16 protein-coding genes are annotated in these 23324 nt (G+C 47.3%); 9 read left to right on the top strand and 7 right to left on the bottom strand.

Features of this window, described 5'->3' with window-relative positions:
• Positions 1-15: 15 nt before the first annotated feature.
• Both BT105_RS11725 and BT105_RS11720 read right to left on the bottom strand, forming a co-directional pair.
• The gene (locus tag BT105_RS11725) at positions 16-1230 is read right to left on the bottom strand and encodes a sensor histidine kinase (RefSeq protein ID WP_072300914.1); all 1215 of its coding nucleotides are present in this window, start codon (positions 1228-1230) and stop codon (positions 16-18) included.
• Positions 1224-1901 carry a response regulator transcription factor gene (locus tag BT105_RS11720; protein ID WP_072300913.1) on the bottom strand — a complete coding sequence of 226 codons (678 nt, stop codon included), beginning with the start codon at positions 1899-1901 and terminating at the stop codon, positions 1224-1226. The genes BT105_RS11725 and BT105_RS11720 overlap by 7 nt, the downstream gene beginning before the upstream one ends.
• Positions 1902-2169: 268 nt before the next feature.
• Between BT105_RS11720 and BT105_RS11715 the strand changes: the two genes are divergently transcribed.
• The 3 genes from BT105_RS11715 to BT105_RS11705 are packed head-to-tail and all read left to right on the top strand — an operon-like array spanning position 2170 to position 5901.
• Complete coding sequence (locus BT105_RS11715; RefSeq protein ID WP_072300912.1) at positions 2170-2838, top strand: polyphosphate polymerase domain-containing protein; 669 nt, start codon at positions 2170-2172, stop codon at positions 2836-2838.
• Between the two features lie 15 nt (positions 2839-2853).
• The gene (locus BT105_RS11710) at positions 2854-3525 is read left to right on the top strand and encodes a DUF4956 domain-containing protein (protein WP_072300911.1); all 672 of its coding nucleotides are present in this window, start codon (positions 2854-2856) and stop codon (positions 3523-3525) included.
• Positions 3526-3537: 12 nt separating this feature from the next.
• Complete coding sequence (locus tag BT105_RS11705) at positions 3538-5901, top strand: CotH kinase family protein (RefSeq protein WP_072300910.1); 2364 nt, start codon at positions 3538-3540, stop codon at positions 5899-5901.
• A gap of 92 nt (positions 5902-5993) precedes the next feature.
• Here BT105_RS11705 and BT105_RS11700 read toward each other — a convergent pair whose 3' ends face one another.
• Positions 5994-7910, bottom strand: coding sequence for a fructose-1,6-bisphosphatase (locus BT105_RS11700; protein ID WP_072300909.1), 1917 nt, complete (start codon positions 7908-7910; stop codon positions 5994-5996).
• Between the two features lie 116 nt (positions 7911-8026).
• Positions 8027-8836, bottom strand: a complete 810-nt coding sequence (locus BT105_RS11695; RefSeq protein ID WP_072300908.1) for an NUDIX hydrolase — start codon at positions 8834-8836, stop codon at positions 8027-8029.
• A 266-nt stretch (positions 8837-9102) separates the two neighbouring features.
• Here BT105_RS11695 and BT105_RS11690 point away from each other — a divergent pair, with 266 nt between their 5' ends.
• Genes BT105_RS11690 through BT105_RS11680 form a run of 3 tightly spaced genes read left to right on the top strand, consistent with a single transcriptional unit; the run spans position 9103 to position 12221 of the window.
• Positions 9103-10074 (top strand): J domain-containing protein, encoded by a 972-nt coding sequence (locus BT105_RS11690; RefSeq protein WP_072300907.1) that lies wholly within the window; start codon positions 9103-9105, stop codon positions 10072-10074.
• A gap of 26 nt (positions 10075-10100) precedes the next feature.
• Entirely contained in the window at positions 10101-11009 is a 909-nt protein-coding gene (locus tag BT105_RS11685) for a hypothetical protein (RefSeq protein ID WP_072300906.1), read from the top strand.
• Between the two features lie 9 nt (positions 11010-11018).
• Complete coding sequence (locus BT105_RS11680; protein ID WP_072300905.1) at positions 11019-12221, top strand: adenylosuccinate synthetase; 1203 nt, start codon at positions 11019-11021, stop codon at positions 12219-12221.
• Positions 12222-12619: 398 nt separating this feature from the next.
• On the opposite strand, the gene BT105_RS11675 is transcribed toward BT105_RS11680, so the two are convergent.
• Complete coding sequence (locus tag BT105_RS11675) at positions 12620-15484, bottom strand: carbohydrate-binding domain-containing protein (RefSeq protein WP_072300904.1); 2865 nt, start codon at positions 15482-15484, stop codon at positions 12620-12622.
• Positions 15485-15853: 369 nt separating this feature from the next.
• Here BT105_RS11675 and BT105_RS11670 point away from each other — a divergent pair, with 369 nt between their 5' ends.
• The 3 genes from BT105_RS11670 (at position 15854) to BT105_RS11660 (ending at position 21016) form a co-directional block, all read left to right on the top strand.
• Positions 15854-19111, top strand: a complete 3258-nt coding sequence (locus BT105_RS11670; RefSeq protein ID WP_072300903.1) for a carbohydrate-binding domain-containing protein — start codon at positions 15854-15856, stop codon at positions 19109-19111.
• 172 nt (positions 19112-19283) lie between these two features.
• The gene (locus tag BT105_RS11665) at positions 19284-20078 is read left to right on the top strand and encodes a hypothetical protein (RefSeq protein ID WP_072300902.1); all 795 of its coding nucleotides are present in this window, start codon (positions 19284-19286) and stop codon (positions 20076-20078) included.
• A gap of 125 nt (positions 20079-20203) precedes the next feature.
• Positions 20204-21016: a DUF169 domain-containing protein gene (locus BT105_RS11660; RefSeq protein ID WP_072300901.1), complete on the top strand. Its 813-nt coding sequence runs from the start codon at positions 20204-20206 to the stop codon at positions 21014-21016.
• Between the two features lie 40 nt (positions 21017-21056).
• On the opposite strand, the gene BT105_RS11655 is transcribed toward BT105_RS11660, so the two are convergent.
• Entirely contained in the window at positions 21057-21437 is a 381-nt protein-coding gene (locus BT105_RS11655; protein ID WP_072300900.1) for a membrane lipoprotein lipid attachment site-containing protein, read from the bottom strand.
• Positions 21438-21504: 67 nt separating this feature from the next.
• The gene (locus BT105_RS11650; RefSeq protein WP_072300899.1) at positions 21505-22830 is read right to left on the bottom strand and encodes a hypothetical protein; all 1326 of its coding nucleotides are present in this window, start codon (positions 22828-22830) and stop codon (positions 21505-21507) included.
• Positions 22831-23324: the final 494 nt, after the last annotated feature.

Here is a 23324-nt window from a genome sequence, read left to right as displayed (position 1 = left end):
TTTGCCACATTACAGTTAAACAGGCAGAGAAACATAGAAGATATTGTATCCGTTCTCGCTCTCAGCCCATATCTTTCCGTTATGCTCCTTGATAATGCTGTCAGCGATAGACAGTCCGAGACCGTAGCTCTGTCCGTCGTTTCTTGCCTGATCCACGCGGTAGAAGCGCTTGAATATATCCTCGCATTCTTCCTTTGTAAGCGGAGTTCCGAGACCTGATACCGACAGGATACACTCAGAACCGCGTTGTTTCAGCTCCACGGTGACTTTGTCGGCAGGATCTGAGTACTTCAGCGCATTGTCAAGCAGGATATTCACCACCTGTCTCAGCTTGTCCTTGTCGGCGCTGACCTTGACATCATTGTCGATATCCGATGACAGTTCGAAACCATTCTCATAAAAAAGCGGCTCAAACGGCAGTATACTATCGTTTACCAGCTTGCTGAGGTCGACCTCGGCAAGCTTTATCTGAGCCCTGTTATTGTCAAGCCTTGCAAGCTCAAGCAGGCTCTCCACCAGTCCTCTCATACGCTTTGAAGTCGAGAGGATATTTTTTGTAAAGCCGTCCCTGGCGCTTTCCGAGTAGCTCTTATCGCTCATCATCTCCGCATTTGTCATTATGACAGTCAGCGGAGTTTTCAGTTCGTGGGAAGCGTCCGCAATGAACTGTTTCTGCTCGTTCCATGTCTTTTCAACAGGCTTTGTCACCCATTTTGCCAGCAGCAGGCTTATGAGGAAGAACACCGCATATCCTATCAGACCTATCACGACCATGTTGGTGATAAGTCCCTTTATCATGGCTTTTTCGCTGGAAATATCCGCAAAAACTATTGCTTTTATGCGTCCCATGTCCTTTTTCAGGTATCTCAGACCATATTCATGCAATATGCCCGTTTCCTTTTTTCTTTCATTGACGGTATCAACAAGCTTCTCAAGCATTTCCTTATCCGTAAGGTCGAAATACTCTCCGCCGTAAGCAGTTATCTCGCCGTCACGGGTGATATCCACCGTAAAAAACGGCAGCCTTATATTATCGGGCTTTTTGTCGGGCTTATGCATAGGCGCTCCGTCCGAAGGCGGACGGAACGACATAGTTCTCATCATCTGTACGCTCTCGCGTTCCATACTCTGCATTGTAAAGTGCAGTACAAGTCCGAATATCACGACAAACAGAACGGTTACTATGCTCATTATGACCGCAATGAATTTTATCCTCAGCCGCTTCAGCATTTTTCATCACACTCCAGATGATAGCCCAGCCGACGCATGGCTTCGATACGGACATCCGAGCCGATACTTATGAGCTTTTTCCGCAGGAAGCTCACATATGCCTCAACGTGGTTCTCCACCGCATCTGAATCATATCCCCACACCTTTGTGAGCAAGGTCTCCTTGGAGGTGTGTTTTTCTCCCGATACCATAAGCAGCCGCATGACTTCAAACTCCCTTGCCGAGAGCCTCACGCTGTTTTCGCCGCATATCAGCGAAGCCGACTCCATATCAAGGCGTGTGTTGCCGAAAGCAAGCTCGTTCACCTGCGAGCCCTGTCTGCGGAGAAGCGCATTAACGCAGGCGAGAAGCTCCCTTGCGTCAAAGGGCTTTGTGAGGTAGTAGTCCGCACCTGCGTCAAGCCCCTGAACCTTGTCATCAACGTCTGATTTCGCCGTCAGCATTAAAATAGGCGTGGCATTGCGCTTTGCGCGGACAGCCTTTGCCACCTCATAGCCGTTCTTTTTCGGAAGCATGATATCAAGGATTATCAGGTCGTAAATATTCAGCATTGCATACTGTTCGCCGCTTTCGCCGTCGTAAACAGCCTCTGCTTCAAAGCCCTTTGACTCAAGCATAAGCTTCAGCGAATCAGCAAGCACCTTTTCGTCTTCTATAATGAGTATCTTCATATGTGATTCCCCTTTCTTCACATAATATATACGCACGTAACGCCGAGGCGGCGTTCCCTACATTAATTATAATACAACACAGAGCTGAATACAAGCTGAAAACACAAGCTTTTTCATTTATTTCACTCAACTTTCACTTTGTTTCAGCTGTTTTTCAGTGTCAATTCAGCGTTCACAGATATAATTAAAGCATAGGATAAGCGCACACAGATTAAATCGCCCATTCTTTGCTGTGTGCGCACCTATACCAACGAAAAGAGGTGAAACTATGGATCTCAGACATGAAATAAAGCATGAGATAAACTACTCCGACATGATAACGATACGCCACAGACTCAGCGCTGTAGCATATCATGATCCCCACGCCATAGACGGAAAATACTTTATCCGCAGTCTCTACTTCGATAATCTTGCAGACAAGGCGCTCATGGAAAAGATAAACGGCATGAACCGCCGTGAAAAGTTCCGTATCAGATACTACAACGGCGATACCTCTGTCATTCATCTTGAAAAGAAAAGCAAGATAGACCACCTCGGCAACAAGCAGAGCGCACCGCTGACAGCACAGCAGGCTCAGAGCATAGTTGACGGTGATACTAAATGGATGATAGATTCGCAGTATCCCCTTATACGGGAATTATACACCAAGATGACAACTGAGGGGATAGCTCCCAAAACTATAGCGGACTACACAAGAGAGCCATTCATCTATCCCGCAGGAAACGTCCGCGTGACACTCGATTACAATGTGCGGAGCGGTCTGCGGTGTACGGATTTTCTCAGCCCCGACTGTGTGACAGTCCCCGTTTCGGATTCTATCATACTGGAAGTCAAGTGGGACGGTTTTCTCCCCGATATAATCAGGGACGCAGTTTCCCTCTCAGACAGGCGTGAGGGAGCTTTTTCAAAATATGCAGCCTGTAGAATCTACGGATAAAAAGGAGTTTTTAGTATGAGTTTCAGTGATATTTTCAAGTCTAATTTTATAGAGAATGTGACCAGCGTCAGCATTCTTGATATGGCAGTAGCCCTGCTTCTTGCATTCGGTCTGGGAATGTTCATCTTCCTCGTTTACAAAAAGACCTATTCGGGAGTTATGTACTCCGCAAGCTTCGGCACTACACTCGTTGCACTTACAATGATAACCACAGTAGTTATCCTCGCAGTTACAAGCAATGTCGTTCTTTCGCTCGGTATGGTGGGCGCACTTTCTATCGTACGTTTCCGTACAGCCATAAAGGAACCTCTTGATATCGCATTCCTGTTCTGGTCTATCGCAGTCGGTATCGTTCTTGCGGCAGGCATGATACCTCTTGCAGTTATCGGCAGCGTTATCATCGGCGTTATCCTGCTGGTTTTCGTAAACCGCAAGGCAAGCAAGAACCCATACATCGTAGTTGTACGCTGTGACGGTCACGACAGCGAGACAAAGGCTAAGGCTTTCCTTGACGGCAAGACCGAAAGATGCGTAGTCAAGAGCAAGACCGCTCAGAAGGGCTCCGTTGAGCTTAATATGGAGATACGCCTCAAGGACGACAACACTGATTTCGTCAATACCCTTGCAGATATGGAGGGTGTCAGCAGTGCTGTTCTTGTAAGCTACAACGGCGACTACATGGGATAAGGGTGTGATTTGATGTCAGCACATAAAAAAATAGACAGGATATGCATTATTATCACTGCCATTACTCTTGTTATAGCCTTTATCTTCTGCAATAGCCAGACGCTGGGCATAAAAACGACGGCTCATGCCATAGGCTATGAGGACCGCCTGTTCGACCGCTCAAAGGTGCATACCATTGACATAGTCATGAACAACTGGGAGGGCTTCATAGAGGGCTGTGAGAGCGAGGAATACTCCGCCTGCAACCTTGTTATCGACGGCGAAGCTGTGAAAAATGTCGGTATCAGAGCAAAGGGCAATACTTCCCTCAGCTCCGTAAAGAATATGGACAGCAGCCGTTACAGCTTCAAGATAGAGTTCGACCAGTACGAAAACGGCAAGACCTATCACGGTCTTGACAAGCTGTGCCTGAACAATATCATTCAGGATAACACCTACATGAAGGACTACCTTGCGTATACGCTGATGTATGATTTCGGCGTGGACGCTCCCCTTTGCAGCTATGCCTATATCACGGTGAACGGCGAGGACTGGGGACTGTATCTTGCTGTTGAAGCTATCGAGGAATCTTTCCTTGAAAGAAACTACGGCAGCAATTACGGCGACCTTTACAAGCCCGACGCTATGAGCTTCGGCGGCGGACGCGGCAACGGCAAGGACTTTAGTATGGGGAATTTTATGGATAAAGAGAGCGGAGAAGATACAGAAAGCTCTGAAAAAACAAATGACAACAACAAGCAGTTCACTCCTCCCGATTTCGGAGGCGGAATGCCTGACTTCGGCGGTGAAATGCCTGATTTTGACGGCGATATGACGGATTTTGATCCCGAAAATATGCCCGAGGACTTCGGTGATTTCGATCCCTCAAAGATGTTCGGCGAGAACGGCGAAAAGCCCGACTTCGGCGGCGGTCAGATGCCTGACATGAACGGAAAAGGCGGATTCGGCGGCGGCTTCGGTATGGGAAGCGACGATGTAAAGCTTAAATATACCGATGACGATATCGACAGCTATTCCAACATCTTCAATAACGCAAAAACTGCTGTCGATAAGGCAGATAAAAAGCGCCTTATCAGCTCACTGAAAGCTCTTTCGGAGCAGTCAGACCTTGAAAACACCGTTGATATCGAGGAAGTAATCCGCTACTTTGTAGTCCATGATTTCCTTGTAAACGGAGACAGCTACACAGGTCAGATGATACACAACTACTACCTCTACGAGGAAGACGGTCAGCTCTCAATGATACCGTGGGACTACAACCTTGCTTACGGCTCATTCATGGGCGGAAACGCATCATCTTCCGTTAATTCGCCTATTGATACTCCTGTTTCAAACGGCATGAGCGACAGACCTATGATCGCTTGGATATTCGATAATGAGGAATACACCGAGCAGTATCATCAGCTTTTCAACGAGTTCCTTGACAGCGTGGATTTTGAAAAGCTTGTGGCAGATACCGCAGAGCTTATCGACAAATACGTTGAAAAAGATCCCACAAAATTCTGCACCTGCGACGAGTTCAAAACAGGCGTTGAAGCTATCAGCAAGTTCTGCACTCTCCGCGCAGAGAGCGTCAGCGGACAGCTCGACGGCACTATCCCGTCTACTACAGAGGGACAGAAAGAGGACAGCTCCGCACTCATTGACACAGACGGTCTGAACACCTCTGATATGGGCTCCATGGGCGGCGGAAAAGGCGGATTCGGCAGAGGTCAGAAGGGCGTTTTCGACAGAAATAACAGCTCAAAAAAGGCAGATACATCTGATACTTCAAAGAAAACTGATAATTCCGAGATAGTACAGACTTCAAATGCTTCATCTTTCTCCGTAAAGATGCTGAGCAATATCCAGCCGCTTGCAAACGAGGACAGTTCAAGCCGCAGCGGCAAACCTCAGCGCGGAAGCGGCGAGAAGCCCGACTTCGGCGGACAGCCACCACAGGGCTTCGGCGGCGATATGCCTGACGACTTTGATCCCAGCAATATGCCTGATTTCGGAGGTCAGCCCCCACAGGGCTTTGACGGCGAAATGCCCGGTGACTTTGATCCGAATAATATGCCCGACGGCGCTCCGTCTTTCGGAGATACCGAAAAAACAAGTGATGAGGACGCAGACAGCTCCGAGACGGAAAAGGTCACAGAAGCTGAAAAAGGCACTGAAAACGTGGAAAAGCCTGCTCCGAATGCTGATGAAAACAGCAGTTCCGCTCCCCAAAATGAAAATAAGTCAAGAGGCGGCGAAAGGCCTGATATGGGCAGCTTTTCACCCATGAGCGGTGCTCCCGAAGAAAACAATACCACAGCATATATCATGCTTGGTGCGTCGGCTCTCATTCTCTTAATCGGATTAGGCTTTGCTCTTAAATTCAGAAGATAATCTGTTCTGCTCAGTGTAACGGGCAGTACAAACACAGGACAGCTTGCTGTTCTGTCTTATAAGCAAAAAAAGAAGGGGTATCCCCTTCTTTTTTATTTTATAGCACCTGCCTTGTAGGCTTCAAGAAGCTGCCGCAGGTCGCTTATCTTATCCAATATCTCCTCGCCCTTATCGGTGTCGGAAATATTCGCACGGTGCTCCAGCTTTTCCACAAGACGGATAGTCGGAGTATTTCCGCTCTCCCCTGCCACAAAAGGCTTATGCTCGGCAAGATTGAGACTGTGTGAATCGTATATCAGCGTATATCCAGCGATCCCCGTAGTTGACTGGTACGCCTTGGATATACCGCCGTCAATGACGAAAAGCTTTCCCTCAGCCTTTACGGGGCTCTCGCCGTTCTTTATCTTGACAGGAACATGACCGTTGATGATGTGTCCCTTTTCGGAATCCAGCCCGAACATATCAAGAAGCGACATACAGACCTCGGCTCTTTCCGAGAATGTATAGTAAGCGTTGTAATTCTCGGTGTGGAGAGACTTGTCCGCAAGAAGCCCCCTCTCGTAAAACGCCATTTTATCCTTGCCGTAAAGGGGCGACTTAGGTCCGCACCAGAGATACCACATGAAATCGTTGGCGTATTCCTTCTCCTCGCCGCTGCTGAAATATGCCTGATTCACCAGCTCTCCCAGCTTGTCGAGAAGCGCTTTTCCCGAATACTTCTGACCGCGGATATTCACGCTTTGCAGCTCGCCGTTTTCGTCCATAGGTATACAGCCGTGGAAAAGGAGATTATTATTGCAGGTCTTGTACATAGCACCCTTTGCATATATGAAGCGGATATGCCGCTGAAGCTTCTCGCTGTGTCGGAATGTGGCATTAAGCACCTTCATAAGCTCCGCCTCGCCCTCGGAAAGATTCAGCGGCGACTCAGGATCAACTGTAGGGAAGCTCTTGTCAAGAAGCTCATGCTCCCTGCCGTCTATGGTCACAGTCCCCTTTACAAAATCCGTCCTGCCGAAAAGGTCGCGGTCTGTCATCTCCCACTCGGGGTGCTTTGCAATGAGCTGTCCCTCTAATTTCATCTGTATGACAGTGATAGCCTTGTGCATTTTTGCAGCAAGCTTCAGATCAACTGGATCGTAGATATTGTCGTCGAGGGCATTAGGCATATAGAGCCTGCAATCGTCGTTTTCATAGGTCTCTGCCGCAAATACAGCAAGTGCGCGGAGATTGAGTCCGTAGCCGTCCTCAAGGACGTCGAAATTGTTGTATCTCATGGCAATGCGGATAACATTTGCAATTAGAGCGTCATTTCCTGCGGCAGCTCCCATCCATGAGATATCGTGGTTGCCCCACTGTATATCAACGTCGTGCATTTTCATCAGCTCGTCCAGAATAACGTCTGCACGGGGACCTCTGTCGAAGATATCTCCTATTATATGGAGCCTGTCTATGCAGACCGACTGTATGAGCCTGCACAGTGAGATAATAAAGGTCTCGGCAATGCCTGTGCTGATTATTGCGCTGATTATCTCATCGTAGTAGTAGTCCTTGTTGACGTCGTCGGTGACGTTGAGCAGCTCGTCAAGTATGTACACCATATCCTCGGGGATACGCTTGCGGATACGGGAGCGTGTGTACTTTGCAGAAACGGTCTCGCACACCAGTATCAGGCGGTATATGGTAAGCCGTTTCCACTCGTCGGACAGCTCGCCGCTGTTTGTGAGCCTTGCTATCTCCTTTTCGGGATAGTATATGAGCTCCGCCAGCTTTTCGCGGTCAGCAGCGGAAACGGTCTTGCCGAGAACAAGGTCAGTCTTTATTTTTATCATGCCCGAAGCGCTTCTCAGCATATGCAGGAAGGCTTCATATTCACCGTGAATGTCGCTGAAAAAGTATTCCGTGCCCTTCGGAAGGCTTCGTATAGCCGAAAGATTGATTATCTCACTTGCGGCGCTTTCTATAGTCGGGTACTCCTTGGCAAGGAGTCTCAGGTATTTTATATCCATATCATCACTCCGTACAATAACTGTGGTTCAGCTCGTAATTTGAAAAAAGAATCATATTTACATATTATACCATATTATTGCTGAAAGAGCAATAATATCGTCCCCACGGAACATTTTCAGAGCTCCGCTGTATTGTCAGAAGCTGCCGTCTTTTTGGTGAACAGCTTTGACGGACGATGACCTGCACCGCCCTCCATGTCACCTGTCCCCTCGACATAGGGAGCTATTTTGCGCCTGAAATTAGCCATTATCAGCTTCCTGTCAAGTATAGCTTCGTAGACCTGCTGCAAGTCGGTGAGGGTGAATTTATCAGGCAGAAGCCTGAAAGCGGCATAGGGCTTTTCAAGGCTGCTTCTCAGCTTGAGAAGCGCATTTACGATAATCTCGGCATGGTCAAAGGCAAGGCTGTTTTTCGGTATCTCAGCCTCTGCGGACTGGTTATACAGCTCGTTGGGATTGTTTATCCTGACCTCTGAGACGTACTCCCTGCCGCTGTCATCGGTAAGCACAAGAGTATGCCTGCCGTTTTCTTCTTTCAGCGATATCTCATACCACTGAGCATTCTTGTCAATAACCGCCTTTGTGTGTTCAATGACAGTCCAGTAGCAGCATGAGATTATCCAGCCTCTGGGATCTCTGCCAAATCTGGAAAGATTGCAAAGCAGCGAAATAGGCGGACAGTCAATACCCGTTTTTTCTTTCAGCTTGCGGAATGCCGTTTCCTCGATAGTTTCCTCGCGGCAGCAAAATCCGCCCGGAAGGGACGGCATATCCACAAAGGGCTCCTCCGTGCGCTTTACAAGAAGGACCGAAAGAACAGGCTTTGCAAGATGCCTGTAGCTCTCGCTGTCACCCTTGCGGACTGTAAACACTACAATATCGGCAGCTACCGACGGTCTGTCGTACTTAGTTATATCGTAATCCATAGAAACCTCCGTTGTTAATATCTGATTAATAATAACACACTTTTCCTGCCGATGTCAATACATACGGATTTTTTGTAAACTCTGCACATAGTTAATATCATTTTGATATTATCTAATTGTAAAGAACATAGAATCAGCTCGAATACTATTGACAAATCAAGCTGTTAATGTTATTATGATAATAACAAAAGGATATTAATTCAAATGCCTTATTTTTTAGGTTGTGTTAATATCATTTTGATTATATCACAGGGGGAGGGAACTGTATGGATATATCCGATATTCTGAAATGTAAATGCTGCACTGACATTTTTCCTGAGGATATTTCCCTTGCACAGCCGCTTTACATGGCTCTTATGCTGAAATATCACCCAGATAAATGCAGTGATCCGAGGGCTCCCGAAGCGGCTGCGGTGATAAACGAGCTGTACAGGAAGCTGAAAAAAGCTCATGTCGCTCTGGAAAAGCTTTTCCGCTGCGGCAGCCGCGCTATCGAGATAAAGTATCTTATGGAGCTCACACAGGAATACGGCATGGAGTACATCGGCGAGCGGAACGTCTACTTTCTGATAAGCAATAAGTTCACCGACTGCTTCACCGATTCCGAAGCAAAGTCAGACCTGTTTTTCAGGGAATATCTTCCTCAGCAGATACTTGCTCAGGCAGAGGTGTTCCTGCCGCTGGTAACTCACATCTTCAACACCGATGAGGGGATTCTCATCGAGACCTGCAAGCGCACAGGAGAGCTCCCCCTCTCAAGGATACTGGACTTCTACGGCGGCAGCCTTGACAGCCGACACGCCGCATGGATAATATCACGGCTTCTGGGAATATGCTGCTACGCCGAGACGCGAGGGATAGTCTGGAACTGTCTCACCGAGGAAAATCTCTTCATTGATCCTGCCGAGCATACCGTAAGAGTATGCGGAGGCTGGTGGTTCGCCGCAAGAGAGGGCAGCAGAATGACAGGAGTCCAGTCAAGGGTATACGATTCCCTCTCGTCACTGACAAAGACCGACGGCATTGCACAGCATATCACCGACCTTGAATGCGTAAAGGCACTGGCAAGGCGGATACTCCCTGATGACGCTCCCGACGCCGTAAGGGATTACGCCGAGAGCATTTGCAGCAGCTCGGCTTTTGAGGAAATGGAAAAATGGGAAAAGGTGATAATCGACGGCTTCGGCGTAAGAAGATTCACCCAAATGAACGTCAGACTGCCTGATATTGCAGGCTGAAAATAAAAATAACAGGAGGTACTAATATGGGATACGGTTCATGGAATTCAGCAGACTGGAAAAAATACTCGTCTGCAAGGATAAGCGGAAAAAAGGTAAACGACATCTACAAAGCAACTTCTATCGATCCGAAATACGATCCGAAGAAGATAAAATTCAGAGAAAGCCTTGATTCAGCGGATCACCCTGTAACTACGCCTATTATCATAGGACTTGACGTTACAGGCTCAATGAGCGACCTGCTGGACGTAACAGCAAAACGCCTTGGCGAAATGGTCAAGGATATTATCGAACGTCAGCCTGTTGAGGGACCGCAGATAATGTTCTGCGCTGTAGGCGATTCAAGATGCGACCGCTCACCGTTACAGGCTACACAGTTTGAGTCTGACATACGCATTGCCAGCCAGCTCACAGAGCTTTGGTTCGAGCGGGGCGGCGGCGGAAACAACTTCGAGAGCTACCCTCTTGTATGGTATCTTGCCGCAAACAAAACAAAAACAGACGCTTGGAATAAGCGCAGGCAGAAAGGCGTTATCTTCACACTGGGCGACGACGGATTCCCCGAAAAGCTCCTTGCAAAGGAAATAGAAAGGGTATTCGGCGACTATGTAAAGGAGGATATCGACACTGAAGCTCTCCTCGCACAGGTAAGCAGACGTTACGACGTGTTCCACCTTATGGTCATGGACAGGAGAAACGAAAGCGTTGTAAAGCTGCCGAAATGGCGCAAACTCATGGGCGAAAGGGCTATCTCCGTAACAGACGTCAACGCTATCCCCGAGATAATCGTTTCCCTGCTTGAAAGCGTTGCAGGAAGAGACACAGAGGATATAATAAATTCGTGGGACGGCGATACACAGCTTGCTGTAAGAAACGCTATCGGCGGACTTCCCACAAGAAAAAGGAGCGTAATGAACGGAATATTCAGATTCTGAGGTGATAATATGAAAAAAGCATATGCGGTCATAGGAGCAAATTTCGGTGACGAGGGCAAGGGCTTGATGACAGACCTTTTCTGCCGCACTGAGGGCAGCGTCATAAACATCAGAAGCAACGGCGGCGCACAGGCTGGTCACACCGTATGCACAGCCGACGGCAAAAGACATATCTTCTCCCACATAGGTTCTGGCAGCTTTGCAGGGGCGGATACTTACCTTTCCGAGTATTTTATCCTTAACCCTATGCTTTTTTCAAAGGAGCTTGAACAGCTCGGCAGGTACATCGGCAAGATCTTCATAGACAGGCGCTGCAAGGTAACTCTCCCCTGCGATATGCTGATGAACCAGTCTGTTGAGACCATGCGAGGAAACAGCCGCCACGGCAGCTGCGGCGTGGGTATTTTCGAGACCATTGTCCGCAGCAGAGACAGCAGGTATGCTCTTGACTATGACTATGTACTGAAAGCGGATAGGGACGCTGTAAGGGATCTAATAAACAACATAAACAAGGAGTACTGCCCAAAGCGAGCCGCAGAGCTTGGCATCACAGGCGGCGCCGAAAAGGAGCTTATGGATATACTGGCAAATGATATGCTGACGGAGAACTACCTCGACGACCTGTACGCTATGGCGGCAATATGCCGCGGCGCTGACGAGCAGATAATCGAGGAATACGATACTGCTGTATTTGAGGGAGCACAGGGACTTATGCTCGATCAGAACAGGGAGGACTACTTCCCTCACCTGACTCCCTCGGATACGGGTATGAAGAATATCCGCGCCATACTGAACAGACTTGAAAAGCGTGATACCGAGGTGTGCTACGTTACAAGGTCGTTCTTCACACGTCACGGCGCAGGCAGATTCGACACCGAATCAAAGGCTGTCGCAGAGGAATACGGACTTTACGACAAGACCAATGCTCCCAACGAATTTCAGGGCGTTTTCAGGTACGGCTGGTTCGACCTGCCCGAATTCATGGCTTCACTTGCACTGGACAAAAAGTACATCGCAAAGGGCGAAAAAATATCCATAGCCGTAACTCATCTGGATATGACAGACGGCATGGTAGTATGCCCAACGGGAAAGCTTATGCCCGAGGATATCGCATATATGGCAATGGCAGATATGCTGTATAAGGTCAGCGGCGAAACAGCAGAGGACGTCGCAGTTCAGCCAGTTACCGCAAAAGCACTGTCGAGAAGATAACTGATTCCGTTGCTTGCAGATATACACAAAAAGCTCCGACCATGTCCACGATACTTATATAGAATATTATAGTTATTTATGGGGGAAACCTTTCTGAGGAAAGGTTCCTCTGACGGAGGCGCGCCCCTCTGTCACTGCGTGACATCTCCCCGCACTGCGGGGAGTCACCCCCATACCCCTTTCCAAAGACTTTTATCTGGTTTTTTCGCAGATAGGGCGCTTCATAAATAAAAAAACCTGCAAAATGCAGGAGCGCCCTATCTGTGAAAAAACAAAACGAAAGTTTTAGGGAGAGAGTTTGAAAGAAGCCCCTTTTTCAAAAGGGGTTCTCTCAATAATAAACATAAAATTTCTATATAGATATCACGGTTATGGTCGGAGCTTTTTGGTGAATGACATTATTTTTTGAGAGCCTCACGGATTATCTCGAATCTCTTGATGAGGAAGTCAACGACTGAGGTCTGTCCGCCGCCGAACATTCCGTTGCCCCAGTCCATATTACCGAAGTCCATATCACCGAAGCCCATTTCGCCCCAGTCCATGTTCTCCCAGTCTACGTTAGCCCAGTCGACACTTGCGTCACCGCCAAATCCAGGCCAGCCGCCGTTTCCGTCGCCAAAGCCCTGCCATGCACCGTTGGCGTCACCGTTTCCATCGCCGAATGCAGGGAAATTACCGTCTCCTGCGCCCTGCCAGTTGCCCCAGCTCATGCCTGTATCCTCTTCGCTGTACTGGAGTCCCTCTGCGCTCTTGGAGGTATTCAAATCAAATTCCTCAACTGTGAACGCAGCACGCGGGTCAGCTGCAACGTGTGAGCGTATCTTCTTGGCATAATCGGCAACATATGCTTCGGGATCGCTGTAATAATCCATAATATCGTTTACGATATCAACATACATATCGTAGTACTCAGGCACCTGTAAAAGCTTTGCAAGAGGACGGTCCTCTATTGTGGACTGATAAAGGCTTGTAGTGATATCAGATGTAACAGAGTTTGCGCCGCCTGTGAAGTTTCCGAGACAGAGATTGTAGTCCCAGCCTACGAAATGAGCCTTGCCGCCCGAGAACATAAGGTAATAGTTATGTGCAAGGGAGCCGTTGTAGCTGTCATAGTTGCAGAAAATGGAGTTGACTGCAAAACCCTTGAGGAAGCTTGGTACGTCGATAACGTCCTCGATAAACTTGTAATCAGTAGGAGTAAGCTTGTTTATAGCTGTCTTTACGTCCTGAATATGCTTGAATTCGTCGTCCTTGCCGAATTTGACGTCGAATCGGTCAAGGGGCATATTCTCGGTGAACGAGCAGTAGCTGTCGCCGCCGAAGCCGCCCCAGCCTCCGCCGTTGCCGTTGCTTTCGGTAGCCTTGTAGAGTACTGAATCATCATCTACTGCATAGCGCTCAGCTACGGTAGTACCAGGCTGCTCAGCAAGGAGATAGAAGCTGTAGAGCTCGCCGTTGAGGTACATATCCGTATGTGCGGCATGAGGTGCAACGCCGTCGACTTCATACATAGCGTTGTAGCAGAGGATATCTCTGAGGCATGAAGCGTCCATGAGCATATTGTTCATGCAAAGCTCTGTAAGTCCGTGGTAGTTTACTTCCTTGTCGAACTTGTCTGTCTTGATACGGAAGCTGTACTTGCCGTTCTGAGCCATCATAAGGGAGCTGTTGCCCTTGGTGCGGATACCTACGTTTTTGAGTTCCTCGCCGTCAATAACAACGTCACATGGAGTCCATTCCTCTTTGTTTGCGTTCTTGAGGATATTATCCCACTGGGCTTCGTCAATTTTGACGTCTATCTTATGTATCATGTCCTGACTGAAAAGCCCGCTGTAGAGCTGCTCCTCGTTCTCCATGTCATTGTTGACTTCCTTGTATGAAGCAGGCTTTCCTGCCTTGAAGGTACTTCCTGTACTGTGCTTCATCTTGATACCGCCGACAAAGAGCTTATACTCAGCACCCTCTATCTTGGAAGAGGAAACTATTGCATATCTGAACTTCTTGGAGGTGTTCTTGTCAAAGAGCTCCTTGTTTGAAGAATCTGTAATCGCAACAGGATTGTTCTTGCCCCACTCCTTGACAAAATCTAACATAAGAGTATTCTGCTCTGTGGAGGTGAGATTCTCGCACTGGCAGTCGGTAGCTGTTGCGATAAGCTCGCCGCCTGTGATACTGATAGTGCCTGCGCTTGTAAGTCCCTTATCGCCGAATGCGGAGATATCGCCGCCGCTGATGTTGATAGCAGTTTCAGCCTGTACAGCGTCGTTTCCGCACTTGATGACTACCTCGCCGCCTGAGAGTTCAACATTTCCCTTTGTGGACTTGATACCGTCGCCCTCGGACTTGATAACGAGCCTGCCGCCCTTGACTGTGACTGAGGACTTGCCCTTTACAGCGTCATTTGGCTCTGTCTCGTTGAGAGTTTCAATATTGGTGATACCGCCTGTGAACTTTATATCGTTGTTGCAGACGATAGCAGGCTGTGTATTGGCGGTAATGGTCAGTGTACCCGTGCCCTTGTCGCCGCCCTTGACAGTGAGGTCGTCCTTGGCTTCGATAACGGCGCTTTTCTCATTGTCGCCTGTATATGCGGCAGTACCGTCGGATATTACGTTTTCGGTACCGTCTGCGATAATTATAGAGGTCTTGTCTGCATTCTTGACAAGTATAGCAGGAGCGCTCTTGCCTGTGATATTGACGCCGCTGAAAATGAGCTTTACTGTACCGTTATCAGCCTTGACATCGGGGATCTCCACATATATCTGACCGTCTGAGAGAGTACCATCAATAGTGAAGCTTCCCGAGTGAGAAATAGTCACCTTTGAGCCGTCAGCAGAAGCATACTGACCTTCAACAGTGATCGCATTATCACCGAGGTGTATCTTTGTATTCACCTCGTCCTTTGAAGAGGTGTCACTGCCTTTTCCGTCAGCAAAGCTCTCGGGCAGACTTTTTATAGTGCCGAGAAGATAGCGCTGTATGGAGAGGGCGTCATTAGCGGTGATACCGTTGCCGCGGTCGGAAACATCGGCAAGGTCCGCACCGTCAGCAGTGAGGTGCTTTTCGTTAGTGCCTGTCGTGCCGAACTTTGAGGGATTAGCCAGCGACTGCATTACAAGAACGCAGTCAGACATATCCACCGAACCGTCGAGGTTTGCGTCACCGTACACTTTGTCGGCTGCGGAGCCTGTGAGAGACAGGACTGATGCCGAGCCAACGACGCAGGCTGAGAGTATGCCTGCAAGTATTGTTTTTTTCTTCATTTTTATCATCCTCCTAAAATTATAAAGAAACAATATAAATATATGTGCATAAATCATAACTAATCATTCTTAAAATATTCTTAAAACTTGATGAAAATGTTTAATTCAAATAAAAAAACTTCATTTTTATCAGAAAGAGCAGCATATTTTCCACCTGTGCCCGTATTTTTTGACCTTGGCACAGTAAAAGCCCCACTATACCAGCAATACCACAGGTTCATCATCACCGACAGCCGTCATCATAAACAAAAAAATTGATTTTTCCACTTTGATTTAAGATTCTTTTAAGGCACATCGTTTATAATAAAAACAGTCAAAGATTAGTTTGACATGAATGGGCGATATTATAATTAAAGGAGAATGATATTTATGAGAAACAATGGTTTAAAAAAACTATTGGCTGGTCTTTCAGCAGCCTGTATAGCTGCGGCTGCAATGCCTGTTATTAGCTTTGCGGCAGAGACAGAAGTTCCAACTGTTGTAGGCGACTCAAACTGTGACGGCAGCGTTGATATGTCCGACGTTGTTCTTATCATGCAGGCAATGGCAAATCCAAACAAGTTTGGTCTGGGCGGAACCGACGAGCACGCTATCACCGAACAGGGCTGGAAAAATGCGGACTGCAACGGCAAGGCAGACGGTGTTTCCACCGACGACGCACTTGCTATACAGCTTTATCTCCTCGGCAAGGGAGAGCTCAGCAGCGGCAAGACCGACGAGCAGCCTCCCGTCGTGGAAGCAACAAAGATACACCTCAAAAATACTACTATCACTGTTGAGGGCGAGAATGCCACAGTTGAGGGAACTACCGTTACTATAACACATTCAGGTGAGTTCTACATCGACGGTACTCTTGACGACGGTCAGATAAACGTCAATATTGCTGACGAGACTGCTGACGCAGAGACCGTAAAGATATTCCTTAACGGCGTAAATATCACAGGCAAGAGTGCTCCTGCAATCCTCGTGACAAACGCTGAAAATACTTCTATCAATATTGTAGACGGTACTGAGAATACTATCACCGACGGCGAGACTGCTTATGCAGGCGACTTAGCAAAGGCAGCGGTTATCGAGGCTAAGGACGATATCACCATAAAGGGCGGCGAAAAGGGCGACGGAGTCCTCAATATCACCGCTAATGTTCAGGACGCAATTTCCTGCAACAACGATATCAAGGTAAACGGCGGTACTATCAACATCACAACAAACAACTCCGAGACCAAGACCGACGGTATCAAGGCTAAAAAGTCTGTTACCATAAAGGACGGTACTCTCGATATAGACGCTACAGGCGACGGCATAAAGTCCACAAAGGACGCTGTTGCATTTACCGGCGGCATTACAAGAATAAAGTCAGGCAACGACGCTGTACAGGCTGAAACAGCTATCGACATCAGCGACGGAAAGCTCGTTGCAGGCGGCGACCGCGGACTTACCGCAGTTACAGGCATAAACATCACAGGCGGTACAGTAATCGCTACAGCTACCGATAATCAGGTCGATGAGAAGCTTATGTCGGGTACTACCCAGACAACAGCTCTTCTCAACTGCATTGCCGATCCAACAAATGAAAAGGACGGCACATGGAAGAAAGACAACTCCATAGTTACAGGCAGTCTCGATGTGAAGTATACCAAGAAGTTCAAGTATGTACTTATCAGCGACAAGTCCATAAACGGAGCTAAATCCTGCGGCTTCAAGAACCTTTCAACAGGTGCGGCAGTAACACATACAGACGGCAAGCAGACACAGTTCCAGCTCAGTCTTGTAACTGTATTCAATAATGTTGATCCTTCGGGCGCAGGCAGCGGAACGATCGTTGAGCCAGATCCGACTACCGACGGACTTACTATAACCCTTTCAGACTCAGGCATGACTACAAATGCTTCCTCAGAAGCCAAAATCGAAAACAACGTATGCACTATTACTAAGCCCGGTGTATTCACTGTAACAGGCGAAATGACAGGCGGACAGATAGTTGTTGACGTTGACAAGACTAAATATCCTGAGGGCGTTGTAGAGCTTGACCTCAGCGGCATGAGCCTTACAAACACCAAGGATTCGCCTATATATGTAGCCTCTATCGCAGACGAAGTTGTCATCGTCGCTAAGAACGGCACAGAAAATACTATTTCAGACGGAACAGAATACACCAACGCAGACAACGATACGGGAGCTATCTACTCCAAGGACGATATCAAGTTCAAGGGCAAGGGCAAGCTCACTGTAAACGGCAATGCTGCTGACGCTATCGTCGGCAAGGACGATATCAAGATATACAACGGCACACTGGTGGTTAATGCTGCTGACGACGGAATCCGCGGCAAGGACAGCGTTACCATTGGAAATACATCATCTTACGGCACAGAGGTCGATTACTCAGCACTCTCTGTAACCGTAAAGACCAAGGCAGGCGACGGTATCAAGGCAACATCTACAGATGTTTCTTCAACTGCAAAGCAGCTTGGAATCGTTACTGTCAACGGCGGTACTGTAAATATTGACTCTTACGCAGACGGCATCTCTGCTGAGCAGTTCTTCGTTATGAACGGCGGTGACCTGACTGTAAAAACCTATGAGGGCAGCTCCTACACAGGCAGCGGCACAAACACAGGCGGTCAGCAGGGCGGCTTCGGCGGCAGACCGGGCGGCGGAGGCGGCTTCGGCATGGACGGCAATGCCAACAAGACCGATATCTCCGCAAAGGGCATAAAGGCTGTAGGTCTCTATGACGAGGCAGGTACTACATGGCAGAGCGCAGGCGATATAGCTATCAACGGCGGTAAGATAACCATTGATTCCTCTGACGACTGCATACACTGCGGCGGCGATATGACTCTCACAGGCGGCGAGCTGAAGCTTGCTTCTGCTGATGACGGTGCTCATTCAGACCATACTCTCACAATCGGCACAAAGGACAGCGGAAAGTATGACGACATCGTTATATACGTTGAGAAGTGCTACGAAGGTATCGAAGCTCAGAAAATCTACCAGAACAGCGGTTCTGTCATCGTGAACTCAACTGACGACGGCTTCAATGCAGCAGGCGGCAGCGACGGTTCAGGCATGGGCAATCCGGGTATGCCTTGGGGACAGGGCGGCGGCGGCTTCGGAGGAGGCGGCTTCGGCGGCAGCTCAGGAGACTACCTCATGCAGTTCAACGGCGGCTTTGCTATAGTAAACGCAACAAACGGCGACCACGACGGCTATGATTCCAACGGCAATATCGAGATAAACGGCGGATATATCGTATCAAACGGCAACGAGCCATTTGACTGCGGAGACCGCGGCAGCTCTATCATCGTAAACGGCGGAACATGGGTATCAAACTGTCCAAGCGGCGGCATGAGCATGGGCGGCAGCGAGATGACAGCTTCTGTAACAGCTTCTTCCAATGTCAGCGCCAATACAAGGCTCTCACTTGTGGGCAAGGACGGCAAGGTCATAGTTTCATTCATAGTTGACAAGGCTGTAAGCCAGCTCAAGGCAGGCGGCACAAATACCTCGGGAGCTTCATTCTATACAGGCGGAACTCTCAGCGGTTCTGCATACTTCCAGCAGCTCGACCAGACTCAGCTCGCTGCATACGGCGGCACATTAACAGGCGGCACAGCAGTTAAGTAATATCGATATTAAAAGCCACAGCTAAGCTGTGGCTTTTTTATATCAGGCTTCTGCTAAAAATATTTTTTTCGGCGGCAATGTAACACTAATCATTTTTGCTCCGATTATTGTTTATGAAAGCCGATTTGATACGACATCAGTATTATCAAGACAATAAAAAGGAGTTATTATTATGAAAAAGAAAGCTATTATCATTACATTTGCAGCTGCGCTCTGCGCACTTACATCCTGCGGCAAGAACGTCGTTTCAATGCCTGAAATGGCAGCTTCACCTGCTGACAACACAAGCACTACTGCCATTTCCGCAGAAGCTGTCACTGCTCCCAAAACAGAAAGCAGTCCTGTCACTACTGCTGCTTTGCCCGAGGACACAACAGCGGCAACTGTCTCAGAAACAATAACCGAAGTCATAGAAGCAGAAGTCAATGAAACAGGATATAAAAATGCCACTGAGTACAATGGTTTCAGAAGCAGTACAGTAAACGGCAATGTTTACTCCTCAGAGTATGCAGGGATAAAGATAACGCTCCCGAAAGAAGCTAATTTCCTTGACGTTGACAATCTTCATACCCATTATATAATGCCAACAAGATTTATGAGCGAAGATGAAAAGAGCTTCTACATGACAGGCGAATTAGACGCTTCTGTCTGCTATGGCGACGCTGTAAACAGAGTAGACGTATGGTTCTACAACACAAAGCAGAGATATCCTGACAATCCCGATATGTCCGCCGAGGAATTCTTAAAGGCTGATGAAATGGATTTCAGTCCCGAAGTCGATGTAACCGATATAGTAGGTCCGGAAAGTGTAAGCATATGCGGAAAGGACTACGCAAAAGTGAGCTATAACGCTTTTTCACAGACTCACATCACATATGCAAGAAGGATAAACGATGATTACATCATAGAAATAAGAACATCAGGTTTTACCGCTGAGGATTTTGAAAGCTGTATCGAAGCGTTCTGATGAAATAAAAACGCAGAATGTCAATAAACGACTGATATCCGCTAAAAAAAGAGCAATAAAATTATAGCTGCTGTTCCCATAATGCTATATAATAATAAAAACAATAAATTCAGAGGTGACACACTATGGAACAAAACAATCATATCTCACAAGCACTCAAAAATACTATCGGACAAAGATATGACGCAATGGCACTGAAAATGATAAGCGACGAATCGCAGCTTCCGCAGAACGCTGTTTTTCCCCTTCGCGATCTTGGACAGCATCTGGCACTGTGTCAGGCATTCGCCCTTTCAAGGCGCGAGGGCAGAACAGTTTATATGCAGAAGCAGGATCACTGGTGCTGGGCTCCGCTGATAGGCTACGGCATGGTAAAGCTGGAAAAAGAGACTCCTGCATTCAATGAGCTTCTGCCCGTTATCGGCATAAACGATCCAGACGCAGCGGCTGCATTTATCGAAAATATGCCGCATCTTCCGTCGGATACATACAAGGGGATACTTACAGCTCCGCTGGGCAGCGCAGAATTCGAGCCCGACGCTATCGTGATAAACTGCCGCAATGCCGAGCTCCGCACTATCCTTATGGGAATAAAAACTCAGACAGGAACGACTATGAAAACCGAATTTGACGCTATAGACTCCTGTGTGTGGGGCATTATCCCCTCCCTTACAAAGAATGAATACCGCGTTTCATTCCCCGATCCTGGCGATTTCACAAACGCAAACACAAGCGAGAACGACGTTATCCTGTCCGTGCCGAGAGCTAAATTCGATGAATTTGAAAAAGGTCTTGAAATGCTGCAAAGAATGGGTATGAAGCACTCTTTCTTCCATATGAATATGGAATTCGACTTCCCGCGCCCCGTGTTTTACAATAATATGTTCAGAGCATGGGGACTGGATGAGGGGAAAAGCTATGCGATACCCAATATGTAATACTAAAAAAACCGCCCAATGGGCGGTTTTAATATTTCCCTTAGTCAACAGGGATTATCGGAAGATCTATTGAGCCGTCAGGATTAGCCTTTACGGTGTCGTTTTCAGATGTTGTGCTTTCTTCGGCAGGCTCAGCGTTTTCTGTATTATCAGTCAATGTGGTATCTCCTTTTGCTGCCTGTGTTGTCTCTGTATCGGCTTTCTCAGGCTGACTTTCCTCACTTTTGCCTGCCGCTTCTATTTCAGAAGCGGTATTTTCTGTTTTTTCAGTGTTATTTGCTGTTGTCACAGTTTCTGTTGCCGCAGCCGTTGTCACTGCCGAAACAGAGGTCATTTCGTTCCTGCCTGTATCGCCGTTTCCTCCGTTGCAGCCTGTCAGAAGCAGTGAAGCAGCAAGAAAAATAAATATCGTTTTTTTCATAGCTCTCCTTTAATTGCAACAGGCAGTCACATAAACGTGCTGCCTGTTTGTGTTGTCAGTATATTCTTTATTCAGCGTAATCTGTCGCTGCGATAAAATACTCGTAAAGAGCATTAGCCATTGCGACGTCCTTTTTAGCAGCGTCTTTCTTGCTCAGAACACGGTAAGACCATGCCATAGGCGAGAATAAGTAATCAGTACCCTGATAATTTACATTGAATGTAGTGCCGAGCTGTGTAGGTGTGATGCCCGGAACTTCAAAACAGACCTTTCCGTTTGCGCCTTTAAATGCATAGGTTTCAGCAAATGGTGAGATCACAAGCTTATTGTTCTCATCAAATGTCCACATATCATATGCAGCAACATCGTGGCCTGACTCCTCATACTTAGCTGTATACAGACGAACAGCCAGCTTTGAGTTAAGGACAAGTGACATTAAAGCTTCGCTTGAATCGAACATAGGCTGATACTTATTGAAGGAATACTCGCCGAAAACGGTCTTTGCTTCGAGGATATCCTTTGAGTGATCCTTTACCTCAGGCAGAGTTCCGTTGCTGAAATATGCCTCTGATACCTTGCCGTACTGTCTTGTAGCCTTTACAAGGGCGGCAAGCTTTGTATTTTCCGAAGTACCAACAGCGTCAAGATAATCATTTACTGAAAAAGCAAGAGTATCAACAGCTTTTTTGCCCTCGCCGTAATAAAGCTCGGCAGTTATCTTGCTGTTCATCTTGTTTGCGGCAACATTAGCTGTCACGCAGTAAACTTCCTTGCCGTTTATTGTTTTGAGCTCAAGACTATGGAGAGTATTGCCTGCCTCATCGCAGTCGCCCGATAATTTCACCTTAAAGCTGTCAGCGTTCTCTTCATTAACTTCGCCGACTATGAAATTCATGCCGATACCGTCATTAAGAGTGATGTTTTTGCCGCTGAACTTCGGAACAGAGAGTCCGATAACAAATGGCTCGCTTTCTGTGCCCTTACCGCCTGTTATATAGAAGCCCTCGGGAGTAACAGTCTTATCCTTGCGTGTTATATAAAAACCGTTATGCACTTCTGTAAACATGGTGTCGCCTGTTTTCCATATATACTGATTATCGGCGTCGGAGCTTTCAAATGCGGTTATTGTAACATCGCTGCTCACCTTTGCCGACGGATAGCCCGAATTAGGATCATCATCGACAACAAACCATGTATCGCCTGTTACAGCGATAGTATCACCTGCTCTGTAGAATGTGCCTACTGCGGGCGCCTTTTTTTCTGCTGCCGCATTGGCAGTGATACCGCTGTTTACGCTGAAGAAGCATCCTGCATTAACAGGCACAGCGCCTGCCATAAGAGCCATTGACATTAAAAATGCTGTTGTTTTCTTAAAACCAAGGTGTTTTTTCATTATTACGTCCTCCTTATTTTTCATAAATGGCATATTGAGCAAAGCCTTATCGACCACTGATAAACGCAACAAAACATAAATAGTACAAATATTGCGGAAGTTTTTTCACCGTAGCTGCATCAAATAAAAAAACAAGAAGGAATTACAGGCTTGAGTTATATTGCGTTCTTTACAGAAGTTTTCAGGCTTTTCAAAAATAAATATACATTTTGTCGATTCCAAGCACTTATATACTTAAAGTCATTCAGTATTATATCACAGCAATTGCAGATTGTCAATCCAATAATTGCCATATTTTGATTTTTTCCGTCATTAAACTATAAACAGCAAGACGCCGCAGTCCTTTTGGCAGGGAATAATTATCTGTCATTCTGAAAATATACGCAAAAGCTCAGCCGCCTCCTCTGTGTACAAATGTTGCAAAAGTGTTAATTTTGTATCAACTTTTATTGTCGCAAATTGACGAGGAGGGCAATAATATGATATAATATATG

The organism is Ruminococcus flavefaciens (genome assembly GCF_900119075.1).
Taxonomy (GTDB): Bacteria; Bacillota; Clostridia; order Oscillospirales; family Ruminococcaceae; genus Ruminococcus; species Ruminococcus flavefaciens_Q.
This window is presented reverse-complemented; position numbering and strand designations above follow the sequence as displayed.